The sequence below is a fragment of the Nonomuraea sp. NPDC049714 genome (assembly GCF_044465295.1).
Taxonomy (GTDB): domain Bacteria; phylum Actinomycetota; class Actinomycetes; order Streptosporangiales; family Streptosporangiaceae; genus Nonomuraea.
Genome location: NZ_JBITLM010000010.1, coordinates 352,586 through 368,849, shown reverse-complemented (window position 1 = coordinate 368,849; position 16,264 = coordinate 352,586). Strand labels below are relative to the sequence as shown.

Below are 16,264 nucleotides of genomic sequence, written 5' to 3'. Positions count from 1 at the left end.
TCCAAGGGGGAGGAGTGGGTGGCGTTCGAGCCCGTGTTCGTGCCTGCTCCTGCTCATCCCAGCCGGCGGTATGTGGCAGCGGTGCCTGCGCCGGTGGTGGAGGCGCCGGTTGTCCGGGTGGTCGCGGCGCCTCGGCAGGTTGAGCCGTCCGTGCCGGCGCGGGAGTCTGTGCCGACTCCGACCGTGGAGGCGAGTCCCGATGCGTCTGCGACCTCCCGGTCTCAGTGTCCGGGGGCGTGGGAGGACACGTGGCTCTGGGAGTTGTGCCGGGAGAATGAGCAGCGGCCCGGGCGGGGGCAGTCTGGGGGATTGCTCGGTGGGCTTTGAGGGAGACGCCGTCCTGTTCTGCGGCATGGGTCAGAGATACGCCGTCGGGGCCGCCTTGCGAGCGAAAGCTTGAGCGGGCGAACGAACCCGGCCACCTTCCCAGCCGTACTGACCATGTAAGAGCCGACATGAACCGCGCCGAGCCCCCGAGAGGGCCCACGGGCGCAGACAAGGAGCTTTCACGGCCGAGCCGTACAAAAGCGTCGTTCGTGTCCTAACGGCTCTTCGGAGTTCGGTCCGGACACTCGGAGGGCTGTAGTAACGTGCGTGCCGGACCCGGGTCACGAGTTTGCAAACGGAGGAGTCGAACGTGCCAGCCCCTCGATCAGCAGGTCTGATCGCGGTCGTCATGGCGATGACTTCGCTGTTCGTGCTGCCCGACCAGGCGCAGGCTCAGGTCATGACTCAGGCCGAGGCGGCGGAGCAGCGCCGGCAGGACCCCTCGAACCTCACCGAGCTCCGCAAGGAGGCCGAGCAGGCCGCCAAAAAGCTCGAAGACGCGACCAAGGCGCTGGAGAAGCGGCAGGCCACCGCCAAGGCGGCCCGGGATCAGCTCACGACCAAGCTGAGGCTCCTCCGGGAGGCCGAGCTGCAGTTGGGGCGGATCCGCCAGCCGGTTTCGGAGCTGGCCGAGCTCCTCTACGAGCAGCCGATCGGAGCCGACGGGGTCGTGCCCTTCCTGTCGGGTGACGCCGACATCGACATGCTGCCGGCCATGGGCAGCGTCAATTACATGTTGTCGGTCCGCCAGCAAGCGGTCGAGCGGACCAGTGCCCTGGCTCAGCAGACGGAGACCCTGGCCGGCGAGGCGCAGGAGCTCAGGGCGGGCAACCTGCTGGCCGAGGCGCAGTTGGCGGCCGAGGTGGACCTGCTCAGGAAGCAGTCGGACAAGATCGTCAAGTCGCTCACCGCGGCTCTGGTGAAGCTGGGGATCAAGATTGACAAGGTGGGGCGGGCGGCGCTCGGCTGCAATCCGCTGAGGGCGGCGACAGCCGGTAACTATCCCAACGGGCTCATTCCCCGGGCGATGCTCTGCCCGTTGCAGCAGAAGGGCCACAGCCTGCGGGCCGACGCCACGATCGCGTTCGTCAGCCTGAACGAGGCCTACAAGCAGACCTTCGGGCGGCCGATCTGCGTGACCGACGCCTACCGGAACCTGACCGAGCAGCAGTCGATCTACTATCGGCGGCCCGGTTTCGCGGCCGTGCCCGGGCGGAGCAACCATGGGCTGGGGCTGGCCGTGGACCTCTGCGGTGGGGTGGAGAGATTCCGGTCGGCGGAGTTCAACTGGATGGAGAAGAACGGCAAGAGGTATGGCTGGTTCCACCCGGACTGGGCCTACAGCAGCCCGTTCGAGCCGTGGCACTGGGAGTATGACCCGAAGATGGACAAGCTGCCCTAGGCGGCGGCGTCGAGCTCGGTGGTGCAGAACGCGCAGCGGGTGGCCGCCAGGGGGATCTCCGACAGGCACTCCGGGCAGTCGCGGTGGGTGAGCTCCTCCTGGGCTTGCGCACGGTCCTTGAAGTGTGTGTACGGCTTGACGATCAGGAAGTAGAGCACCAGCGCCACCAGCAGGAACGAGATGACGGCGTTGATGAAGTCGCCGTACATGAAGTTGGACCGGCCGACGGTGAGCCTCAGCGACGAGAAGTCGGGCAACCCGCCGAACGCCGAGATCAGGGGCGTCAGCAGGTTGCTCACGAAGGAGCTGACCACGGCGGTGAAGGCCGCTCCGATGACGACCGCCACGGCGAGGTCGATGACGTTTCCGCGCATGAGGAACTTCTTGAAACCACTCATGGCTACAGATCGTAAATGATCGGTCACTTTAAGTGTGGTTGGATCGTGATCGACAGGTGTCCGCCGGCTTGGGCGCCTGCCAGCTCGTTGGCCTGGGACGGGGTGGTGGCGAGCACCACCAGGGCGCCGTGGTCGTCCTTGGCGGCCGGGATGGTGAGCACGGTGACCTGCTCGGCCACCGGCCTGGCGGGCCGGCCCTCGTGGGCCGCGAGCACGCTGATCGTCGAGCCGGGGGAGATCAGGCGCACCGCGTCGGGGTCGGCGATCCGTACGGGCGTCGCCACGGCTCCCGGCGGTAGCCGCAAGGAGTCCAGCAGTCGCACGTCCGTGAGCGGCTCGCCGCGCCGCATCGCGGTCGCGAGCACACGGCCCGTGGCGCCGGTGCGCAGCGCGCCGTCGGGCGGGTGCGGCAGGGAGACTGCGCGGAGGTCTCCAGGGCGGAGTACGCCGGGGGACAGGTCGCGGGCGGCGACCAGCACCGCAGGGCCGGCCGCCGGACGTAGCGCCAAATATCCGGATGTGACGGCGACGGCGGCGAGCGCGGCGGCGATGAGCCGGCGCCGCCGCTCGCACCGTCGTAGCCAGATTCGGATCACGGCAGCTCGAAGGGGAGCTTGACGCCGTCGAGCGCCGAGCCGCAGGCGCACGTCCGGTGCTCGGGCAGCGCCCGCACCGCCTCGGCCACCAGGGTCCGCATCCGGGTCACGTTTCGGCCGAAGAACTCCAGCACCTCTTCGTGGGTGACCCCCTGGCCGGCCTCCACTCCGGCGTCATGGTCGGTCACCAGCGACAGCGACGTGTAGCACAGGGCCAGCTCCCGGGCCAGGACCGCCTCGGGGAAGCCGGTCATGCCGACGATCGTCCACCCGTTGCCCTGGAACCACTGTGACTCGGCCCGCGTGGAGAAGCGCGGGCCCTCGATGACCACCAGGGTCCCGCCGTCGACCGTTTCCCACTCGCCTGAGCGGGCGGCCGCCACGGCGACCGCGCGGCCCGACGGGCAGTAGGGGTCGGCGAACGAGACGTGCACGGCCCCGCCCAGGTCGTAATAGGTCTGGACGCGCCCCGAGGTCCGGTCGACCAGCTGGTCGGGCACCACGATCGCGCCCGGCCCCACCGCCGCCCGCAGCGAACCGACGGCACTGGGCGCCAGCACCTGGCGCACCCCGAGGGAGCGCAGCGCCCACAGGTTGGCCCGATAGGGGATGCGGTGCGGGGGAAAGCGGTGGTCGCGGCCATGCCGGGGGATGAACGCCACCGAGCGCGAGCCGATGCGCCCGACGGTGACGACATCGCTGGGCGGGCCGTAAGGGGTGCTGAGCTCGACCTCCTCCGCGTCGTCGAGCAGGGAGTAAAAGCCGGAACCGCCGATGACGCCGATATCTGCGCGATTAACCATGGCGCAGAGGGTAGCCGCATCGTGGTCGGGCCAGGAGGGGCCGAGCGGAGTTCTGTGGATAACGGCTTTTCAGCCTGTGGACAACCATCGCTCCGTAAAGTGATCGTTCCGGCACAGAGAGTATGATCAGCGCATGCGGCATCGGGGTCTTGGGCTCATCATCATCGCGCTCATGCTCGGCATGCTGCTGGCCGCACTCGACCAGACCATCGTGTCGACGGCGCTGCCGACCATCGTCAGCGACCTCGGCGGCCTGGCGCACCTGTCGTGGGTGGTGACGGCCTACATCCTGGCCTCCACGGTCTCCACCCCGCTGTGGGGCAAGCTCGGCGACCAGTACGGCCGCAAAAACCTGTTCCTGGCCGCGATCGTCATCTTCCTGGCCGGTTCGGCGCTGTGCGGGCTCAGCCAGAGCATGGCGCAGCTCATCGTCTTCCGGGGGATCCAGGGGCTCGGCGGCGGCGGGCTGATGGTGCTGGCGCAGGCCATCGTCGGCGACGTCGTGTCGGCCCGCGACCGGGGTAAGTACCAAGGCTACTTCGGTGCCGTGTTCGCCGTCTCCAGCATCGTCGGGCCGCTGCTCGGCGGCCTGTTCGTCGACCATCTGTCGTGGCACTGGGTGTTCTACGTCAACCTGCCCCTGGGGGCGGTCGCGTTGTTCGTGATCGTCGCGGTGCTGCCGGGCGACAGGACCCACACCAGTCACCGGATCGACTACGCCGGCGTGGTGCTGCTCGGCGGCGCCACCTCATGCCTGGTGCTGATCGCCACCTGGGGTGGCACGGTCTTTCCGTGGCGCGATCCGGTGATCGCCGGGCTCGCCGTGGCGGCCGTGGCGATGCTGGCCGGGTGGGTGGTCGTGGCGCGGCGGGCGCGGGAGCCGGTGCTGCCGCTGGAGCTCTTCCGGATCAGGGCGTTCACGATGTCGTCGATCGTCGGGTTCGTGGTGGGGTTCGGCATGTTCGGCGCGCTCACCTATCTCCCGCTCTACCTGCAGATCGTGCACGGGGTGAGCGCCACGCTGTCCGGGGTGTACCTGCTGCCGATGATGGCGGGCATGCTGACGATGTCCGTCATCAGCGGGCAGGCCATTTCCAAGACCGGCAAATACCGCTATTTCCCCATCGTCGGCACGGCGTTCGCGACCGTGGGCATGTTCCTGCTGTCCACGCTCACCGAGTTCAGCAGCCTGGCGGCCCTGGGCGTCTACCTGCTGGTGCTCGGAGTGGGCCTGGGCATGACCATGCAGGTGCTGGTGATCGTGGTGCAGAACGCCGTCGACTTCAAGGATCTCGGCGTCGCCACCTCGGGCGCCACGTTCTTCCGGTCGATCGGCGGCTCGTTCGGGGTGGCGACGCTCGGGGCGGTCTTCACCGGGCGCCTCGCCGCCGACGTCAGCGAGGTGCTCACCAGGACGACGCTGCCGGCGGGCTTCGATCCGGCGACCGTCCAGCAGGACCCCACGGTCATCCAGCGGCTGCCGTCCGATCTGGCCGCGGAGTTCCTGCATGTGTACGCCGACTCCGTCGCCACCGTGTTCCGGGTGGCGGCGCCCATCATGCTGGCCGCGTTCGTCCTGACCTGGTTCATCCCGCAGCAGCGGCTGCGGCAGACCACCAAGGCCGCCGACATCGGCGAAGGGCTGGGCGCCACGTCCGCCGAGCGGTCGTCGCTGGCGGAGGTCGAGCGAGGCCTCGTCCGGCTCGCCGACGCCAACCTGCGCAAGGGGTTCTACACGCGGATGGGCGACTTGGCGGGGCTGGAGGGCATGTCGCCCGAAGGGGTGTGGATCATCGCCAGGCTGGGCGGCGAGGACTGGGTCTCGGCCCAGTCGCTGGCCGAGCGCGCGCAGGTCAGCAGGAGCCACGGCAGGCCGTACGCCGACCAGCTCATCGACGACGGCTTCGTCGAGCGGTCACGGGACGGCGACCACCTACGGCTCACCACGCGCGGCCAGGAGGCCGCGCTGCGGCTGCTGCGCAGCTCACGCGAGGCGCTCAGCCGGCTGGTGGCCGACTGGGGGCCTGATCCACAGCTTGAGCAGCTCCTCGACAGGATCGCTCCGGAGCTGCTCGGGGCGCTGGGGGACCGGCCTCGCTAGTTGGCGGCGGCGGCGGGAGCCGGCGTCGAGGCGGCGGGCTTGCTGCTCTCGGCGGGCTTGCTGTCGCTGGACGACGATGAGCCGGTCTCGGCGGGCTTGCTGGAGGGAGCCGAAGAGGTCGACGACGAGCGGTTGTCGGTGCGGTAAAAGCCCGACCCCTTGAACACGATGCCGACGGCAGAGAACACCTTGCGCAGGTTTCCCTCGCAGCTCGGACATACGGTCAACGTGTCGTCGCTGAACTTCTGGACGACCTCGAGCTGCTCACCGCAGTCGTTGCAGGCGTACTGGTAGGTCGGCACGCGCTCCTCCTAAAGGCTTTGGCACTCGAGTGATGCGACTGCTAATGGTAACTGATGCGTCCAAACTCCTATTCCAGTCCCCGCTCGCCGTACCATCCGGCCAGTTTCCCGCGGCGGCTGACGGCGCGCAGACGGTGTTCGACCTGGTCGCGGTAGGCCACCGTGGTCACGATCAGGAGCTGGTCGTCCGACCTGATCCTCGTGTTGTGCGACGGCACGAACGACTTTCCTTCGCGGACGATCAGCGTCACCTGGGCCCCGGGCGGCAGCCGCAGCTCGAAGATCTCCACGCCGTGCAGCTGGGAGCCGGGAGGGACCCTGACCTGCAGCAGGTCGGCGTTCAGCTCTTCGAGCGGCGCGGCCTCCACCTCCAGATCGTGCGCCTCGCCGGGGGCGGTCACCCTGAGCAGCCGGGCCACCAGGGGCAGCGTCGGCCCCTGGAGCAGTGTGAACACGATGACGATCACGAAGACCTGGTTGAAGATGTCCTTCGAGCCGTCGACCCCGGCCGCCCACGGGATGGTCGCCAGCACGACCGGGATGGCGCCACGCAACCCCGCCCAGGACAGGAACGCCTGCTCGCGCAGGCTCACTGTGCCCAGCCGCGCCAGCTGGGCGACCAGTGAGCTGGCCAGGACCGTCAGCGGCCGCGCCACCAGCACGAGGATCGTCCCGGTGATCAGGCCGGGCACGATCGACGACGGCATCTCCTTCGGGCTGGCCAGCATGCCGAGCATCACGAACAGCCCGATCTGCGCCAGCCACGCCGAGCCCTCCGCGAACCCCCTGGTCGCCGCCCGGTGCGGCAGTCGCGAATTGCCCAGGATCAGGGCGGTCAGGTAGATCGCCAGAAACCCCGAACCGTGCAGCAGCACGGCCCCGGCGTAGGAGACCATGGTCAGCGCGAGCACGGCGATCGGGTAGAGGCCGGAGGCCGGCAGGGCGAGGCGGCGCAGCGCGTACGCCCCGGCGGGGCCCACGGCGAGGCCGACGGCGGCGCCGATCAGCAGCTCGACCGTCGTCTCCAGCAGGAAGACGCCGACGCTCGGCGCCGCGTGTGCGCTGCTGCTCAGCAGCACCACGGCGATCACCGTGGGCGCGTCGTTGAACCCGGACTCGGCCTCCAGGATGCCCGCCAGCTTGGGCGGCAGCGGCAGCCTGCGCAGCACGGAGAACACCGCGGCCGCGTCGGTGGGGGCCAGCACGGCCCCCAGGATCAGCGCGGTGGTGACGTCGACGCCCAGCAGGAAGTGCACCGGCAGTGCCACCGCCGCGATGCTGACCGCGACACCGAAGGTGGCCAAAATCAGCGCAATAGGGACCGATCCACGTACGTGGGTCCAGTTCGTGGTCAGGCCGCCCTCGGCCAGGATGATCGCCAGCGCGAGGAAGCCGATCTCCTTCGCGATCCCCGGGTCGCTGAACGGGATGCCGGCTACGGAATCGCCCAGGACGAGACCGAGTCCCAGGAACAACAGCAGACTCGGCAGACCGCTGCGATGCGCCACCCGTACGGAGACGATGGCCGCGATGACGATCGCGGCACCAAGAAGGAGCCAGACATCAAGCGTCATCTGGCCCCCTCTATGTGTGTGTGGTCACTTAAGACTAATGAGTCCCGATGGTGTGACCGCAAAGCGGATCGGCCTGTCATGCGGCTCGGCCGGCACGTCGTCCCTGAGCTCGCCGTCGTGCAGCAGCGCGACCGTGGGCACGTTCGGCCCCACCCGGCTCAGCGCGCGGTCGTAGGAGCCGCCGCCCCGGCCGAGGCGTACCCCGGTCACTCTGTCCACGGCCAGCGCGGGGACGATCACCAGCGCCGCCGTGCGGATCGCGTCGATCCCACGCCGTGTGTCCACCGGCTCCATCAGGCCGAACCGGCCGGGCGCGAGCGTGTCGGGACCGTCGTACACCGCCCAGTCGAGATCATTGTCCTCCCGCAGGACCGGCAGCATCACGGTGGCCCCGTGTTTCCACAGGGCGAACACCAGCCCGTGCGTCTCCGGCTCGGTGCCGATGGACCAGTAGCAGGCGACGAGCCCGGCCATCTGCGCCCAGGGCTGGTCGAGGAGCGTTTCACGGATATTGGTGGCGTTCGAGCGCAGTTGCTGGGGTGTGAGTGAGGCGCGCGCCGAAATCAGCTCACGGCGCAGGTTCAGCTTGTCCACAGGTACCTCCACTAGGGTCTACTCATGGCTGACTTCGACCCTGTGACGAAAGCCGTCGTGCCCGCCGCGGGTCTGGGCACCCGGTTCCTTCCGGCGACCAAGGCGACACCCAAAGAGATGCTGCCCATCGTCGACAAGCCCGCCATCCAGTATGTCGTCGAGGAGGCCGCCTCCGCCGGGCTGCTCGACCTGCTGATGGTGACGGGCAAGAACAAGCGGTCGATCGAGGATCACTTCGACCGCGCGTTCGAGCTGGAGGAAGTGCTCGAGGCGAAGGGCGACGAGCACCGGCTCTCCCAGGTCCGCGAGCCGGCCGCCCTGGCGACCCTGCACTACGTACGGCAGGGCGAGCCCAAGGGGCTCGGCCACGCGGTCCTCTGCGCCAAGCACCACGTCGGCGACCATCCGTTCGCGTGCCTGCTCGGCGACGACCTCATCGACCGGCGCGACCCGCTCCTGCAGCGCATGATCGAGGTGCGCAACATGTACGGCGGCAGCGTGATCGCCCTGATGGAGGTCCCCAAGGAGCAGGTCTCCCTGTACGGCGTGGCCACGATCGAGGCGACCGGCGAGGACGACGTGGTGCGGGTGACCGACCTGGTGGAGAAGCCGCCGGTGGACGAGGCGCCCTCCAACTGGGCGATCATCGGCCGTTATGTCATCGACCCCGCGGTGTTCGAGGTGCTGGAGAACACCCCGCCGGGCCGCGGCGGCGAGATCCAGCTCACCGACGCGCTGCGCACGCTGGCCGGGCAGAGCGCGGCGGAGGGCGGGCAGGTGCACGGCGTGCTGTTCCGCGGCCGTCGCTACGACACCGGTGACAAGCTCGACTATCTGCGCACGGTGGTGAAGTTCGCGGCGGACCGGCCGGACCTCGCGCCCGACTTCCTGCCCTGGTTGCGAGAGTTCCTCGATGAAATCAGTTGACGCGCACCTGGCCGACATCCTGGCCACGGTGCGCCCGCTCGCGCCCCTTGAGCTGGAGCTGGAGCAGGCTCTCGGCGCGACACTGGCCGAGCAGATCACCTCCCCGGTGCCGCTGCCGCCGTTCAACAACTCCGCCATGGACGGCTATGCCGTACGGTCCGTCGACATCACGCAGGTGCCGATCACCCTTCCGGTGATCGACGACGTGGCCGCGGGCTCCGGCGAGCTGCGTGCCATCGGCCCCGGTCACACGATGCGGATCATGACCGGTGGCCCGCTGCCCGCGGGCGCTGACGCGGTGGTGCCGGTGGAGTGGACCGACGGCGGCACGGCCTCGGTCCGGATCGACCGCGTGGTCGAGGCCGGCAACGCCATCCGGCACGCGGGCGAGGACGTGCCGTCCGGCGCGGTCGTGCTGGAGGCCGGCACGGTGATCCGGCCCGCCCAGCTCGGCATCATCGCCGGGGTGGGCCGCCGCCGCGTCCTGGCCCGTCCCCGGCCGCGCGTCGTCGTGCTCGCCACCGGCGCCGAGCTGGTCGAGCCCGGTCTTCCGCTCGGCCACGGGCAGATCTGGGACTCCAACAGCTTCACGCTGACCGCCGCCGCCCTCGAAGCGGGCGCCGACGCCTTCCGCGCGCCGACCGTGGGCGACGACCCGGCCGCCTTCCTGGAGCAGCTCGACGCCCAACTCCTCAGGGCCGACGCCGTCATCACCAGCGGCGGCGTCTCCATGGGCGCCTACGAGCCGGTCAAGGAGGCCCTCGCGCCTCTCGGCACCGTACGCTTCGAGAAGGTCGCCATGCAGCCCGGCATGCCCCAGGGCTTCGGCGTCGTGGGCGACGACGAGGTGCCGGTCTTCGCGCTGCCCGGCAATCCGGTCTCGTCGTTCGTCTCTTTCATGCTCTTTGTACGGCCTGCGCTCGGCAGGATGCGTGGGCTGCCCACCAGGCAGGCCGAGACGGTCACCGCCCGGGTCGCCGGAGCGTTGCGCTCGCCCGCGGGCAGGCGGTCGTTCCTGCGCGGGCAGCTCGACGACGGCGGCGAGGTGACGCCGCTGCGCGGGCAGGGCTCCCACCAGCTCGCCGCCCTGGCCTCGGCGAACGCCCTGATCGTGGTGCCCGAGGACGTCACCGACGTGCCGGCCGGCGAGAAAGTACAGGTGATCAGGCTGTGAGTGAGTTCACCCATCTGGACGAGACCGGGGCCGCGCGGATGGTCGACGTGTCGGCCAAGGACGTCAGCGCCCGCACCGCCACCGCCACCGGGCGGGTGCTGCTGACCGGCGAGGTCGTCGAGCTGCTGCGCTCCGGCGAGGTGCCCAAGGGCGACGCCCTGGGAGTGGCGCGGATCGCCGGCATCATGGGGGCGAAGCGGACACCTGACCTCATCCCGCTCTGCCATCCCATCGCCCTGCACGGGGTGAAGGTGACGCTGGACGTCGAGGACTGGGGCGTGGGCATCACCTGCCGGGTCAAGACCGCCGACCGGACGGGTGTGGAGATGGAGGCGCTGACGGCCGTCACGGTCGCGGCGCTGGCGCTGATCGACATGGTCAAGGCCGTCGACCCGGCCGCGGTGATCAGCGACGTGCGGGTCGAGGAGAAGACCGGCGGCAAGACCGGCCTCTGGACGCGGCCATGATCCGGGCGCTGGTGGTCACGGCGTCGAACCGGGCATCCGCCGGGATTTACGAGGATAAATCCGGACAACTGCTGGTGACGCTGCTCGGCGAGGCGGGCTGTACGGTCGACGGTCCCGTCGTGGTGCCCGACGGCGAGCCCGTGGAAGGCGCGCTGCGCGACGGGGTCGCCGGAGGCTACGACGTGATCGTGACCACGGGCGGCACCGGGCTGACCCCCACCGACCTGACGCCCGAGATGACCGCCCGAGTCATCACCCGGGAAATTCCCGGCATCGCGGAGACCATCCGCTCGGCCAACCGCGACAAGGTCCCCGCCTCGATCCTCTCCCGCGGCCTCGCCGGTCAGGCGGGTGCCACCCTGATCGTCAACCTGCCCGGATCCAGCGGCGGCGTACGCGACGGCGTCGCCGTGCTCGCCCCGATCCTCCAGCACGCCGTCGACCAGATCCGCGGCGGCGACCACCCCCGTTGATCCCCACTGATTCCCGAGTGCACGAAGTGACCGGAATCGAGCCGTGGCGGCATCGGGCGTGATAGGGGGATGATGAGAGATGTGGATCGACTACGCGGCTGGCCTGCGACGCTGAGCGAAGGTCCGGTCGGCCTCCGGCCGCTCCGGCTGGGGGATGTGCGCGCATGGCGCGACACCCGGGTGCGCAACGCCGACTGGCTACGCCCCTGGGAGCCCAGCAACCCCGAAACGCCCTTGTTCAAGACCGGACTCGGACCGTACATCTCCATGGTCGGCACGCTGCGCCGCGAGGCCAGGCAGGGCCTCGCCCTGCCCTGGGTGGTCACGTACGGTGGTCGCTTCGCGGGACAGCTGACCATCGGCGCGATGGTCTGGGGCTCGGCCCGCTCCGCACAGGTCGGCTACTGGATCGACGGCGCGCTCGCGGGCCGGGGCATCACCCCCACCGCGCTCGCCCTGGCGGTCGACCATTGTTTCTTCACCACGGGATTGCACCGGCTGGAGGCGAACATCCGACCCGAGAACCAGGCCAGCCGTAGGGTGGTTGAGAAACTCGGATTCAGGGAAGAAGGCATTCGGCGTCGTCAACTCCACATCGATGGAGCCTGGCGCGACCACATCTGTTACGCGTTGACCGTTGAGGACGTTCCTGGCGGGCTGCTCGTGCAGTGGCGTCGCGCTCGTGAGGCAGCAGCTCACGGCGGGTCTCCAGTAGAAGAGGTTTGACGATCTCGCGACACACCGCATCGAATGCTCGTCAACTAGTGACACACGGTCTTACGGTGCGTGACGTGAGCACATTGAAGGCGCCAGAAGCACAGAGGCGCTTTCGTGCTGCCCGGAGGTGCCCATGAGCGGCGCCTTCCTCTACCTCGCCATCGTCGTCATGTGGCTGTGTGTCCTGATCCCGATGTGGCTGCGCAGGGACAAGACAAACCTCGCCGAACTGGCCGAACTCGAGGAACACTACACCGGCGAGCACCAGCTCCCCGACCTCGCCGAGGCGGACGGCACGCAGGAGTTCGAGACCGCGCCGGCGGAGTACGAGCGCGTCGACCCCCGCCAGTTCCGGGCCAGACGGCGAGCCATCATCGTCGCCCGCCGCCGCCGGCTGCTCTTCTTCACCGGCCTGCTCGTGGTGGCCACCGTGGTGACGGCCGCCGTGCGGGTGATCCCCTGGTGGGCCGTCGCGCCGGCCTGCGGCATCATGCTCGGCTACATGGTGTTCCTGCGGATCGCCGTACAGGTGGACCGCGAACGGCGGCAGCGGGCCGTACAGGCGCGCGAGCGGGCGCGGCGCGTGCGCGCACAGCGGCGCGCGGCGGAGATGGCGGCGCAGGCGGAGGCGGAGATCATCGAATTCGCGGCCCGGCAGGGGGACGTCCTCTTCGACCAATACGCCGAACCGCCCAGGCGAGCGGTGGGCGACGGGTAAGTGTGGCGCGGGGACCCCTGGAAGTTTGCTAACCTGGTCGAGTCCTTGGGGATGTAGCGCAGTCCGGTAGCGCACTTCGTTCGCATCGAAGGGGTCAGGGGTTCGAATCCCCTCATCTCCACCCAGGTAAAAGGCCACTTCCGATCATCGGAAGTGGCCTTTTTGATCTTCTGAGTGACAAACTGAGTGACATGCTGGCGAGCCGCTAGGCATCCCCGAGGTCGTCGAAGATACGGTCCATGGCCAACGCGCCGGTTTGGATCACGGGCCGGATCTGATGCCGGTAGACGGTCTCGGTCACAGCTGTGCTGGCGTGTCCGCACGTCTTTGCGATCTCGTCTATCGACAGACCGCCGTCGTCGGAGAGCAGCGACACGAAGCTGTGTCGTAGCTCACGAGGTGTCCAGGCGTTGGCATAGATGCCCTTGATGCCTCTGATCGCGTTGCGGAACTCGCGCCGTACGTTGTGGGCATCAAGCGATGTGCCGATGCGGCTTGTTGATCGTTACCAGGAAACGTTGAGGACCTTCCCAGTTCTAGATCTGATCCCGCGCCCCTGGCTACATCTCACCATGCAGGGCATCGGATTCACGGACGAGATCGGCAATGGGGCAGTACAGGCGATCGAAGACGCCCTTCGATCAGAGCTACGGCGGACAACTCCTCCTGTCGTGACCTTCCATCGGCCAGTCATCGTGCCGAAGCTATCTACCTACCGGCCGTACCTGCCACGCCGATCCAGAATCTCCGGGCGGCTTGCCGCAGGGCCATCACGACGACACGGACCATAGATCCTGACTCACGCCCATACCGTCCGCATGTCAGCATCGCGTACGTCAATGGGGAGAGTCCAACGGACCGCATCGCGCAGGCACTCACCATGACCGACACGGACGCCATCGAGGTCACGATCTCACACGTGTCACTCATGGTGTTCCACCGTGATCGCCGCATGTACGAGTGGACTAAGGCAATCCACATCCCCATTGGCGACAACCCAGCATGACGGCGGCACGGCCGTAGAACCTGTGAGAACTTTCTCTACAAACTGAACCTGTGAGAACTTTCTCTACAAACTTAAAGCGGCCCTGACCGGGCCCGCACGCGCCGCCGACTCGGCGCGGGCCGGACACGTCCACTTAGGCTCCCGTGCCGTCCCGCAAAACGCCGGTCGGCAGGCGCGGACGAGAACAGGGCCGCAAAGCTGGGAAGAGCAGAGCTCGGGTCACGGGGTCGAGCTCATCAGCGCAAGCACACGTGATTACGGCGCCGGCCTTACCGCATTGCCTCCGGCGGGGGCGCTCCGGCTCCGGGCAGGCCGAGATCGTCAGCTGAGGTGGCTTCGGGTTGCGGTGGAAGCCTGCCCGCCTACCGCCGTCCCAGAGCAAGCCCTAGCAGACCAGCCGCGGGGCCGCCTTCGCTCCATCACGGCCCTGGGCGCCGGGCGACCGGGGGCAGCCCCGCGGCTGGCCCGCTACCCCTACGGATGGGACGACGGCAGACGGGCAGGCCAAGGGTGATGCTGGCGGGAACATGCGCATCCTTCGTGAGCCGTCGAAAACGTATCCACGACATACCAGAAATATACCGCCGCACTCTATGGTTGCATCCACAACCTTGGCAGGACATCCAGGATGCTATCCGGTGATTGTCGGGTGTTCGCTCGACATTTATTCGGCCATCGTTGAACTAGCCTCTAGTATCAACTTCAAGGGAAGGCGTTTTGTGAAGCGATTCTTTACGATTGCCATGCTGGCAGCAGCGACTTGTTTGACGCTGACGGTCAACGCGGCCCCGGCCAGCGCAGATACTTTCGTGAAGTACTACCCCTCTAGTAAGGCGTGCTACAATGCCGCCAAGATTATGAACGCGCTCGCTATCGGGAAAACGCGGTACTATTGCTCGTCCAATTCGCGCCTCGCCATCTATAAAGTGATGCGTGTGACGAAATAGTGCGGTTGTCTGGCCAGGCAACACATGTGCTCAATCGATCCCCTCGGATGCTTCACACCGAAGCGATCAGAAGTCGCTGCCGGTAAGCGGCCAAGTGACAAAGTGAGTGACACCGAGGGTGCCCAGAGTGACCCGGCGGCACACTACGATGCACATGAACAGGCGGATTGACCTGGCAATACGCAAGGTGGAGCGATCAACTCGAATGCTTCGCATCGAAGGGGTCAGGGGTTCGAATCCCCTCATCTCCACCCAGGGCCGTTCTTGAGACGGCCGGACTGAAGTTGATGGATCCCGTCTGATCATGGCGATCAGGCGGGATTTTGTCGTTTCAGGGGTTTCCGAATTTGGTTCGTCCTGGTTGGGGACCGTGGAGCGGGTGTCTGGGAAGGCCCGTGTGGTGTCAGGCCGCTGGCGGGGGAGCGAGATCAGGCGAGCACCTCCTGGCGATCGACGCACTCTTCCCCAGGCGGCAGGAACACCATGCCGGCCTGGCCCGATGGCCCGAGCTGCAGGGGATGACAGACTTCTTCGCCGAGCCCTTTCCGAGGGCCTCCACGAGGACGAGGACGACCTCGACGACCGCGCCGACTACGACTGGAGAGCCGCCTGCCTCGCGGTCATCCGACCGCACCACCGGGGCGCGGCTGACCGGCGAGTGGCTGGAGCGGCCGCATCCTTACGTCACGGTCCGCATGCCCGACGCGACTCGCTGACCCCCGAACGGTCAACGCCCGGGCTGCGTACGCGGGAAGCGATCTTCTCAACCCTCTTGCGCCCCAGACCAGCCTGTTCGTGAACGCCCCAGCAGGTGGGAAGGCCTGGTTCCAGAACATGGAGCCGGGCCTTTCGTCATGCCGCTGATTAGCTCCACCAGTCCTTGTCGGGCAGCGTGAGCCACACGTCAGGTTGATCTGTGATCGACCGGGCGTCGGTCGGTCGCAGGCTTGCACCGGCGAAGCAGTAGGCCACGGCTTGGCCGTGGTAGAGGTAGGCGGTGAGGATGTCTTCCGCGGGTTCGTCGGTGGAGGCACTGCCCCCGCCGGGGTGGGTGTCCCATTCCTCGATGACGCCGTTGCGGGCGACGGCTCCCTGGTTGCCGCTCTTGGGGTTGGCGAACATTCCGTAGCAGACAGTGCCGACCGACAAGCGCTCCATGACGCCGGGGGTGGACGCGTTGTATCCCCACGGCTGGAAAACGACGCATCCGCCGGGCACGTCCGTCATGCCGATGACGGCCAGGCTGCCATCGAGGTCCGAGAAGGGATCATCCATGATCTCTTCGATGTCGTCGTCATCGGCCGGTATGGCCTCCAGTCGCCGGGCCGCCTCGGCGGCGGTGATGCCGGCCACGCAGGCGACGCTGAAGCCGTCGTCCTCAAAGCGGCCCAACGCGGTGATCAGATGCCTGGCCTCGGCCACGGCGGCGGTCTCGGCGGCAGACAGGCCGGCCTCGCCGGCCGGAAGAGTGAACAGACCAGGGGTGGGAGTGGCCTGGCTGAGCCGTCCGGGGGACCAGCCGTTCATCATCGGCCGCCACGGGTCCGCTCCGGCGGCGACCAGGGCGCGGGCGTTGTCGGGGCGGTTGTTGAAGACGGCTTCCCACATGATGCACGGGGCCGACAGTTTCGGGCCGTAGCCGTTGACGCGCCCGCGGACGCACGCTGCTTCTGGCCGGACTGTCCTGGGCATGGGGGATCTGGCAGATCCTGCGCGGGCCGTTGGCGGGGCCGCTGCC

The 16,264-nt window shown here is 68.2% G+C and carries 18 protein-coding genes and 1 tRNA gene; 11 read left to right on the top strand and 8 right to left on the bottom strand.

Translation table 11 applies throughout. From position 1 onward, the window contains the following. The first annotated feature begins 676 nt into the window (after positions 1 to 676). The gene (locus ACIBQX_RS34990) at positions 677 to 1,729 is read left to right on the top strand and encodes a D-alanyl-D-alanine carboxypeptidase family protein (RefSeq protein WP_397012183.1); all 1,053 of its coding nucleotides are present in this window, start codon (positions 677 to 679) and stop codon (positions 1,727 to 1,729) included. Here ACIBQX_RS34990 and mscL read toward each other — a convergent pair. The 3 genes from mscL to ACIBQX_RS34975 are packed head-to-tail and all read right to left on the bottom strand — an operon-like array spanning position 1,726 to position 3,526. Further along, positions 1,726 to 2,127 carry a large conductance mechanosensitive channel protein MscL gene (gene mscL / locus ACIBQX_RS34985; RefSeq protein WP_397012181.1) on the bottom strand — a complete coding sequence of 134 codons (402 nt, stop codon included), beginning with the start codon at positions 2,125 to 2,127 and terminating at the stop codon, positions 1,726 to 1,728. The genes ACIBQX_RS34990 and mscL overlap by 4 nt on opposite strands. Before the next feature lie 23 nt (positions 2,128 to 2,150). Next, positions 2,151 to 2,723 carry an SAF domain-containing protein gene (locus tag ACIBQX_RS34980; RefSeq protein WP_397012179.1) on the bottom strand — a complete coding sequence of 191 codons (573 nt, stop codon included), beginning with the start codon at positions 2,721 to 2,723 and terminating at the stop codon, positions 2,151 to 2,153. Continuing rightward, entirely contained in the window at positions 2,720 to 3,526 is an 807-nt protein-coding gene (locus tag ACIBQX_RS34975; protein WP_397012177.1) for an S-methyl-5'-thioadenosine phosphorylase, read from the bottom strand. Before ACIBQX_RS34975 ends, ACIBQX_RS34980 begins: the two co-directional genes overlap by 4 nt. 133 nt (positions 3,527 to 3,659) lie before the next feature. On the opposite strand from ACIBQX_RS34975, the gene ACIBQX_RS34970 reads away from it, so the two are divergent. Next, entirely contained in the window at positions 3,660 to 5,627 is a 1,968-nt protein-coding gene (locus ACIBQX_RS34970; protein ID WP_397012175.1) for an MFS transporter, read from the top strand. On the opposite strand, the gene ACIBQX_RS34965 is transcribed toward ACIBQX_RS34970, so the two are convergent. The 3 genes from ACIBQX_RS34965 to ACIBQX_RS34955 form a co-directional block, all read right to left on the bottom strand. Further along, positions 5,624 to 5,929 carry an FmdB family zinc ribbon protein gene (locus tag ACIBQX_RS34965; protein WP_397012173.1) on the bottom strand — a complete coding sequence of 102 codons (306 nt, stop codon included), beginning with the start codon at positions 5,927 to 5,929 and terminating at the stop codon, positions 5,624 to 5,626. The two genes, ACIBQX_RS34970 and ACIBQX_RS34965, sit on opposite strands and share 4 nt — an antisense overlap. Before the next feature lie 68 nt (positions 5,930 to 5,997). Then, positions 5,998 to 7,503 carry a potassium/proton antiporter gene (locus ACIBQX_RS34960; protein ID WP_397012171.1) on the bottom strand — a complete coding sequence of 502 codons (1,506 nt, stop codon included), beginning with the start codon at positions 7,501 to 7,503 and terminating at the stop codon, positions 5,998 to 6,000. Positions 7,504 to 7,527: 24 nt separating this feature from the next. After that, the gene (locus tag ACIBQX_RS34955) at positions 7,528 to 8,097 is read right to left on the bottom strand and encodes a 5-formyltetrahydrofolate cyclo-ligase (protein WP_397012169.1); all 570 of its coding nucleotides are present in this window, start codon (positions 8,095 to 8,097) and stop codon (positions 7,528 to 7,530) included. 24 nt (positions 8,098 to 8,121) lie between these two features. Here ACIBQX_RS34955 and galU point away from each other — a divergent pair, with 24 nt between their 5' ends. From galU to ACIBQX_RS34920, 7 genes are all read left to right on the top strand, one after another. Continuing rightward, positions 8,122 to 9,024, top strand: a complete 903-nt coding sequence (galU, locus tag ACIBQX_RS34950) for a UTP--glucose-1-phosphate uridylyltransferase GalU (protein WP_397012167.1) — start codon at positions 8,122 to 8,124, stop codon at positions 9,022 to 9,024. Then, a complete protein-coding gene (gene glp / locus ACIBQX_RS34945) occupies positions 9,011 to 10,198 on the top strand; it encodes a gephyrin-like molybdotransferase Glp (protein ID WP_397012165.1) in 1,188 nt (395 codons plus the stop codon). Before galU ends, glp begins: the two co-directional genes overlap by 14 nt. Then, a complete protein-coding gene (gene moaC / locus ACIBQX_RS34940) occupies positions 10,195 to 10,665 on the top strand; it encodes a cyclic pyranopterin monophosphate synthase MoaC (protein WP_397012163.1) in 471 nt (156 codons plus the stop codon). Before glp ends, moaC begins: the two co-directional genes overlap by 4 nt. Further along, positions 10,662 to 11,138 (top strand): molybdenum cofactor biosynthesis protein B, encoded by a 477-nt coding sequence (locus tag ACIBQX_RS34935; RefSeq protein WP_397012161.1) that lies wholly within the window; start codon positions 10,662 to 10,664, stop codon positions 11,136 to 11,138. Before moaC ends, ACIBQX_RS34935 begins: the two co-directional genes overlap by 4 nt. A gap of 72 nt (positions 11,139 to 11,210) precedes the next feature. Then, positions 11,211 to 11,864, top strand: coding sequence for a GNAT family N-acetyltransferase (locus ACIBQX_RS34930; protein WP_397012250.1), 654 nt, complete (start codon positions 11,211 to 11,213; stop codon positions 11,862 to 11,864). 124 nt (positions 11,865 to 11,988) lie between these two features. Then, positions 11,989 to 12,573 (top strand): hypothetical protein, encoded by a 585-nt coding sequence (locus ACIBQX_RS34925; RefSeq protein ID WP_397012159.1) that lies wholly within the window; start codon positions 11,989 to 11,991, stop codon positions 12,571 to 12,573. 47 nt (positions 12,574 to 12,620) lie between these two features. Then, positions 12,621 to 12,694: transfer RNA gene (locus ACIBQX_RS34920), tRNA-Ala, on the top strand. An 84-nt stretch (positions 12,695 to 12,778) separates the two neighbouring features. Here the strand turns inward: ACIBQX_RS34920 and ACIBQX_RS34915 are convergent. Then, a complete protein-coding gene (locus ACIBQX_RS34915) occupies positions 12,779 to 13,063 on the bottom strand; it encodes a tyrosine-type recombinase/integrase (protein ID WP_397012248.1) in 285 nt (94 codons plus the stop codon). 66 nt (positions 13,064 to 13,129) lie between these two features. Here ACIBQX_RS34915 and ACIBQX_RS34910 point away from each other — a divergent pair, with 66 nt between their 5' ends. Together ACIBQX_RS34910 and ACIBQX_RS34905 are read left to right on the top strand one after the other, a co-directional pair. Next, positions 13,130 to 13,579: a 2'-5' RNA ligase family protein gene (locus ACIBQX_RS34910; protein WP_397012246.1), complete on the top strand. Its 450-nt coding sequence runs from the start codon at positions 13,130 to 13,132 to the stop codon at positions 13,577 to 13,579. Positions 13,580 to 14,172: 593 nt separating this feature from the next. Further along, positions 14,173 to 14,526: a hypothetical protein gene (locus tag ACIBQX_RS34905; protein ID WP_397012157.1), complete on the top strand. Its 354-nt coding sequence runs from the start codon at positions 14,173 to 14,175 to the stop codon at positions 14,524 to 14,526. 864 nt (positions 14,527 to 15,390) lie between these two features. Here the strand turns inward: ACIBQX_RS34905 and ACIBQX_RS34900 are convergent. Next, positions 15,391 to 16,218 (bottom strand): ankyrin repeat domain-containing protein, encoded by an 828-nt coding sequence (locus tag ACIBQX_RS34900; RefSeq protein ID WP_397012156.1) that lies wholly within the window; start codon positions 16,216 to 16,218, stop codon positions 15,391 to 15,393. Positions 16,219 to 16,264: the final 46 nt, after the last annotated feature.

Bases quoted from the DNA above. Each gene is read 5' to 3' on its own strand.
- ACIBQX_RS34990 (WP_397012183.1), top strand. From the start codon at position 677: ATGGCGATGACTTCGCTGTTCGTGCTGCCCGACCAGGCGCAGGCTCAG.
- mscL (WP_397012181.1), bottom strand. From the start codon at position 2,127: ATGAGTGGTTTCAAGAAGTTCCTCATGCGCGGAAACGTCATCGACCTC.
- ACIBQX_RS34975 (WP_397012177.1), bottom strand. From the start codon at position 3,526: ATGGTTAATCGCGCAGATATCGGCGTCATCGGCGGTTCCGGCTTTTAC.
- ACIBQX_RS34970 (WP_397012175.1), top strand. From the start codon at position 3,660: ATGCGGCATCGGGGTCTTGGGCTCATCATCATCGCGCTCATGCTCGGC.
- ACIBQX_RS34960 (WP_397012171.1), bottom strand. From the start codon at position 7,503: ATGACGCTTGATGTCTGGCTCCTTCTTGGTGCCGCGATCGTCATCGCG.
- galU (WP_397012167.1), top strand. From the start codon at position 8,122: ATGGCTGACTTCGACCCTGTGACGAAAGCCGTCGTGCCCGCCGCGGGT.
- glp (WP_397012165.1), top strand. From the start codon at position 9,011: ATGAAATCAGTTGACGCGCACCTGGCCGACATCCTGGCCACGGTGCGC.
- ACIBQX_RS34935 (WP_397012161.1), top strand. From the start codon at position 10,662: ATGATCCGGGCGCTGGTGGTCACGGCGTCGAACCGGGCATCCGCCGGG.
- ACIBQX_RS34930 (WP_397012250.1), top strand. From the start codon at position 11,211: ATGAGAGATGTGGATCGACTACGCGGCTGGCCTGCGACGCTGAGCGAA.
- ACIBQX_RS34925 (WP_397012159.1), top strand. From the start codon at position 11,989: ATGAGCGGCGCCTTCCTCTACCTCGCCATCGTCGTCATGTGGCTGTGT.
- ACIBQX_RS34905 (WP_397012157.1), top strand. From the start codon at position 14,173: ATGGTTGCATCCACAACCTTGGCAGGACATCCAGGATGCTATCCGGTG.
- ACIBQX_RS34900 (WP_397012156.1), bottom strand. From the start codon at position 16,218: ATGCCCAGGACAGTCCGGCCAGAAGCAGCGTGCGTCCGCGGGCGCGTC.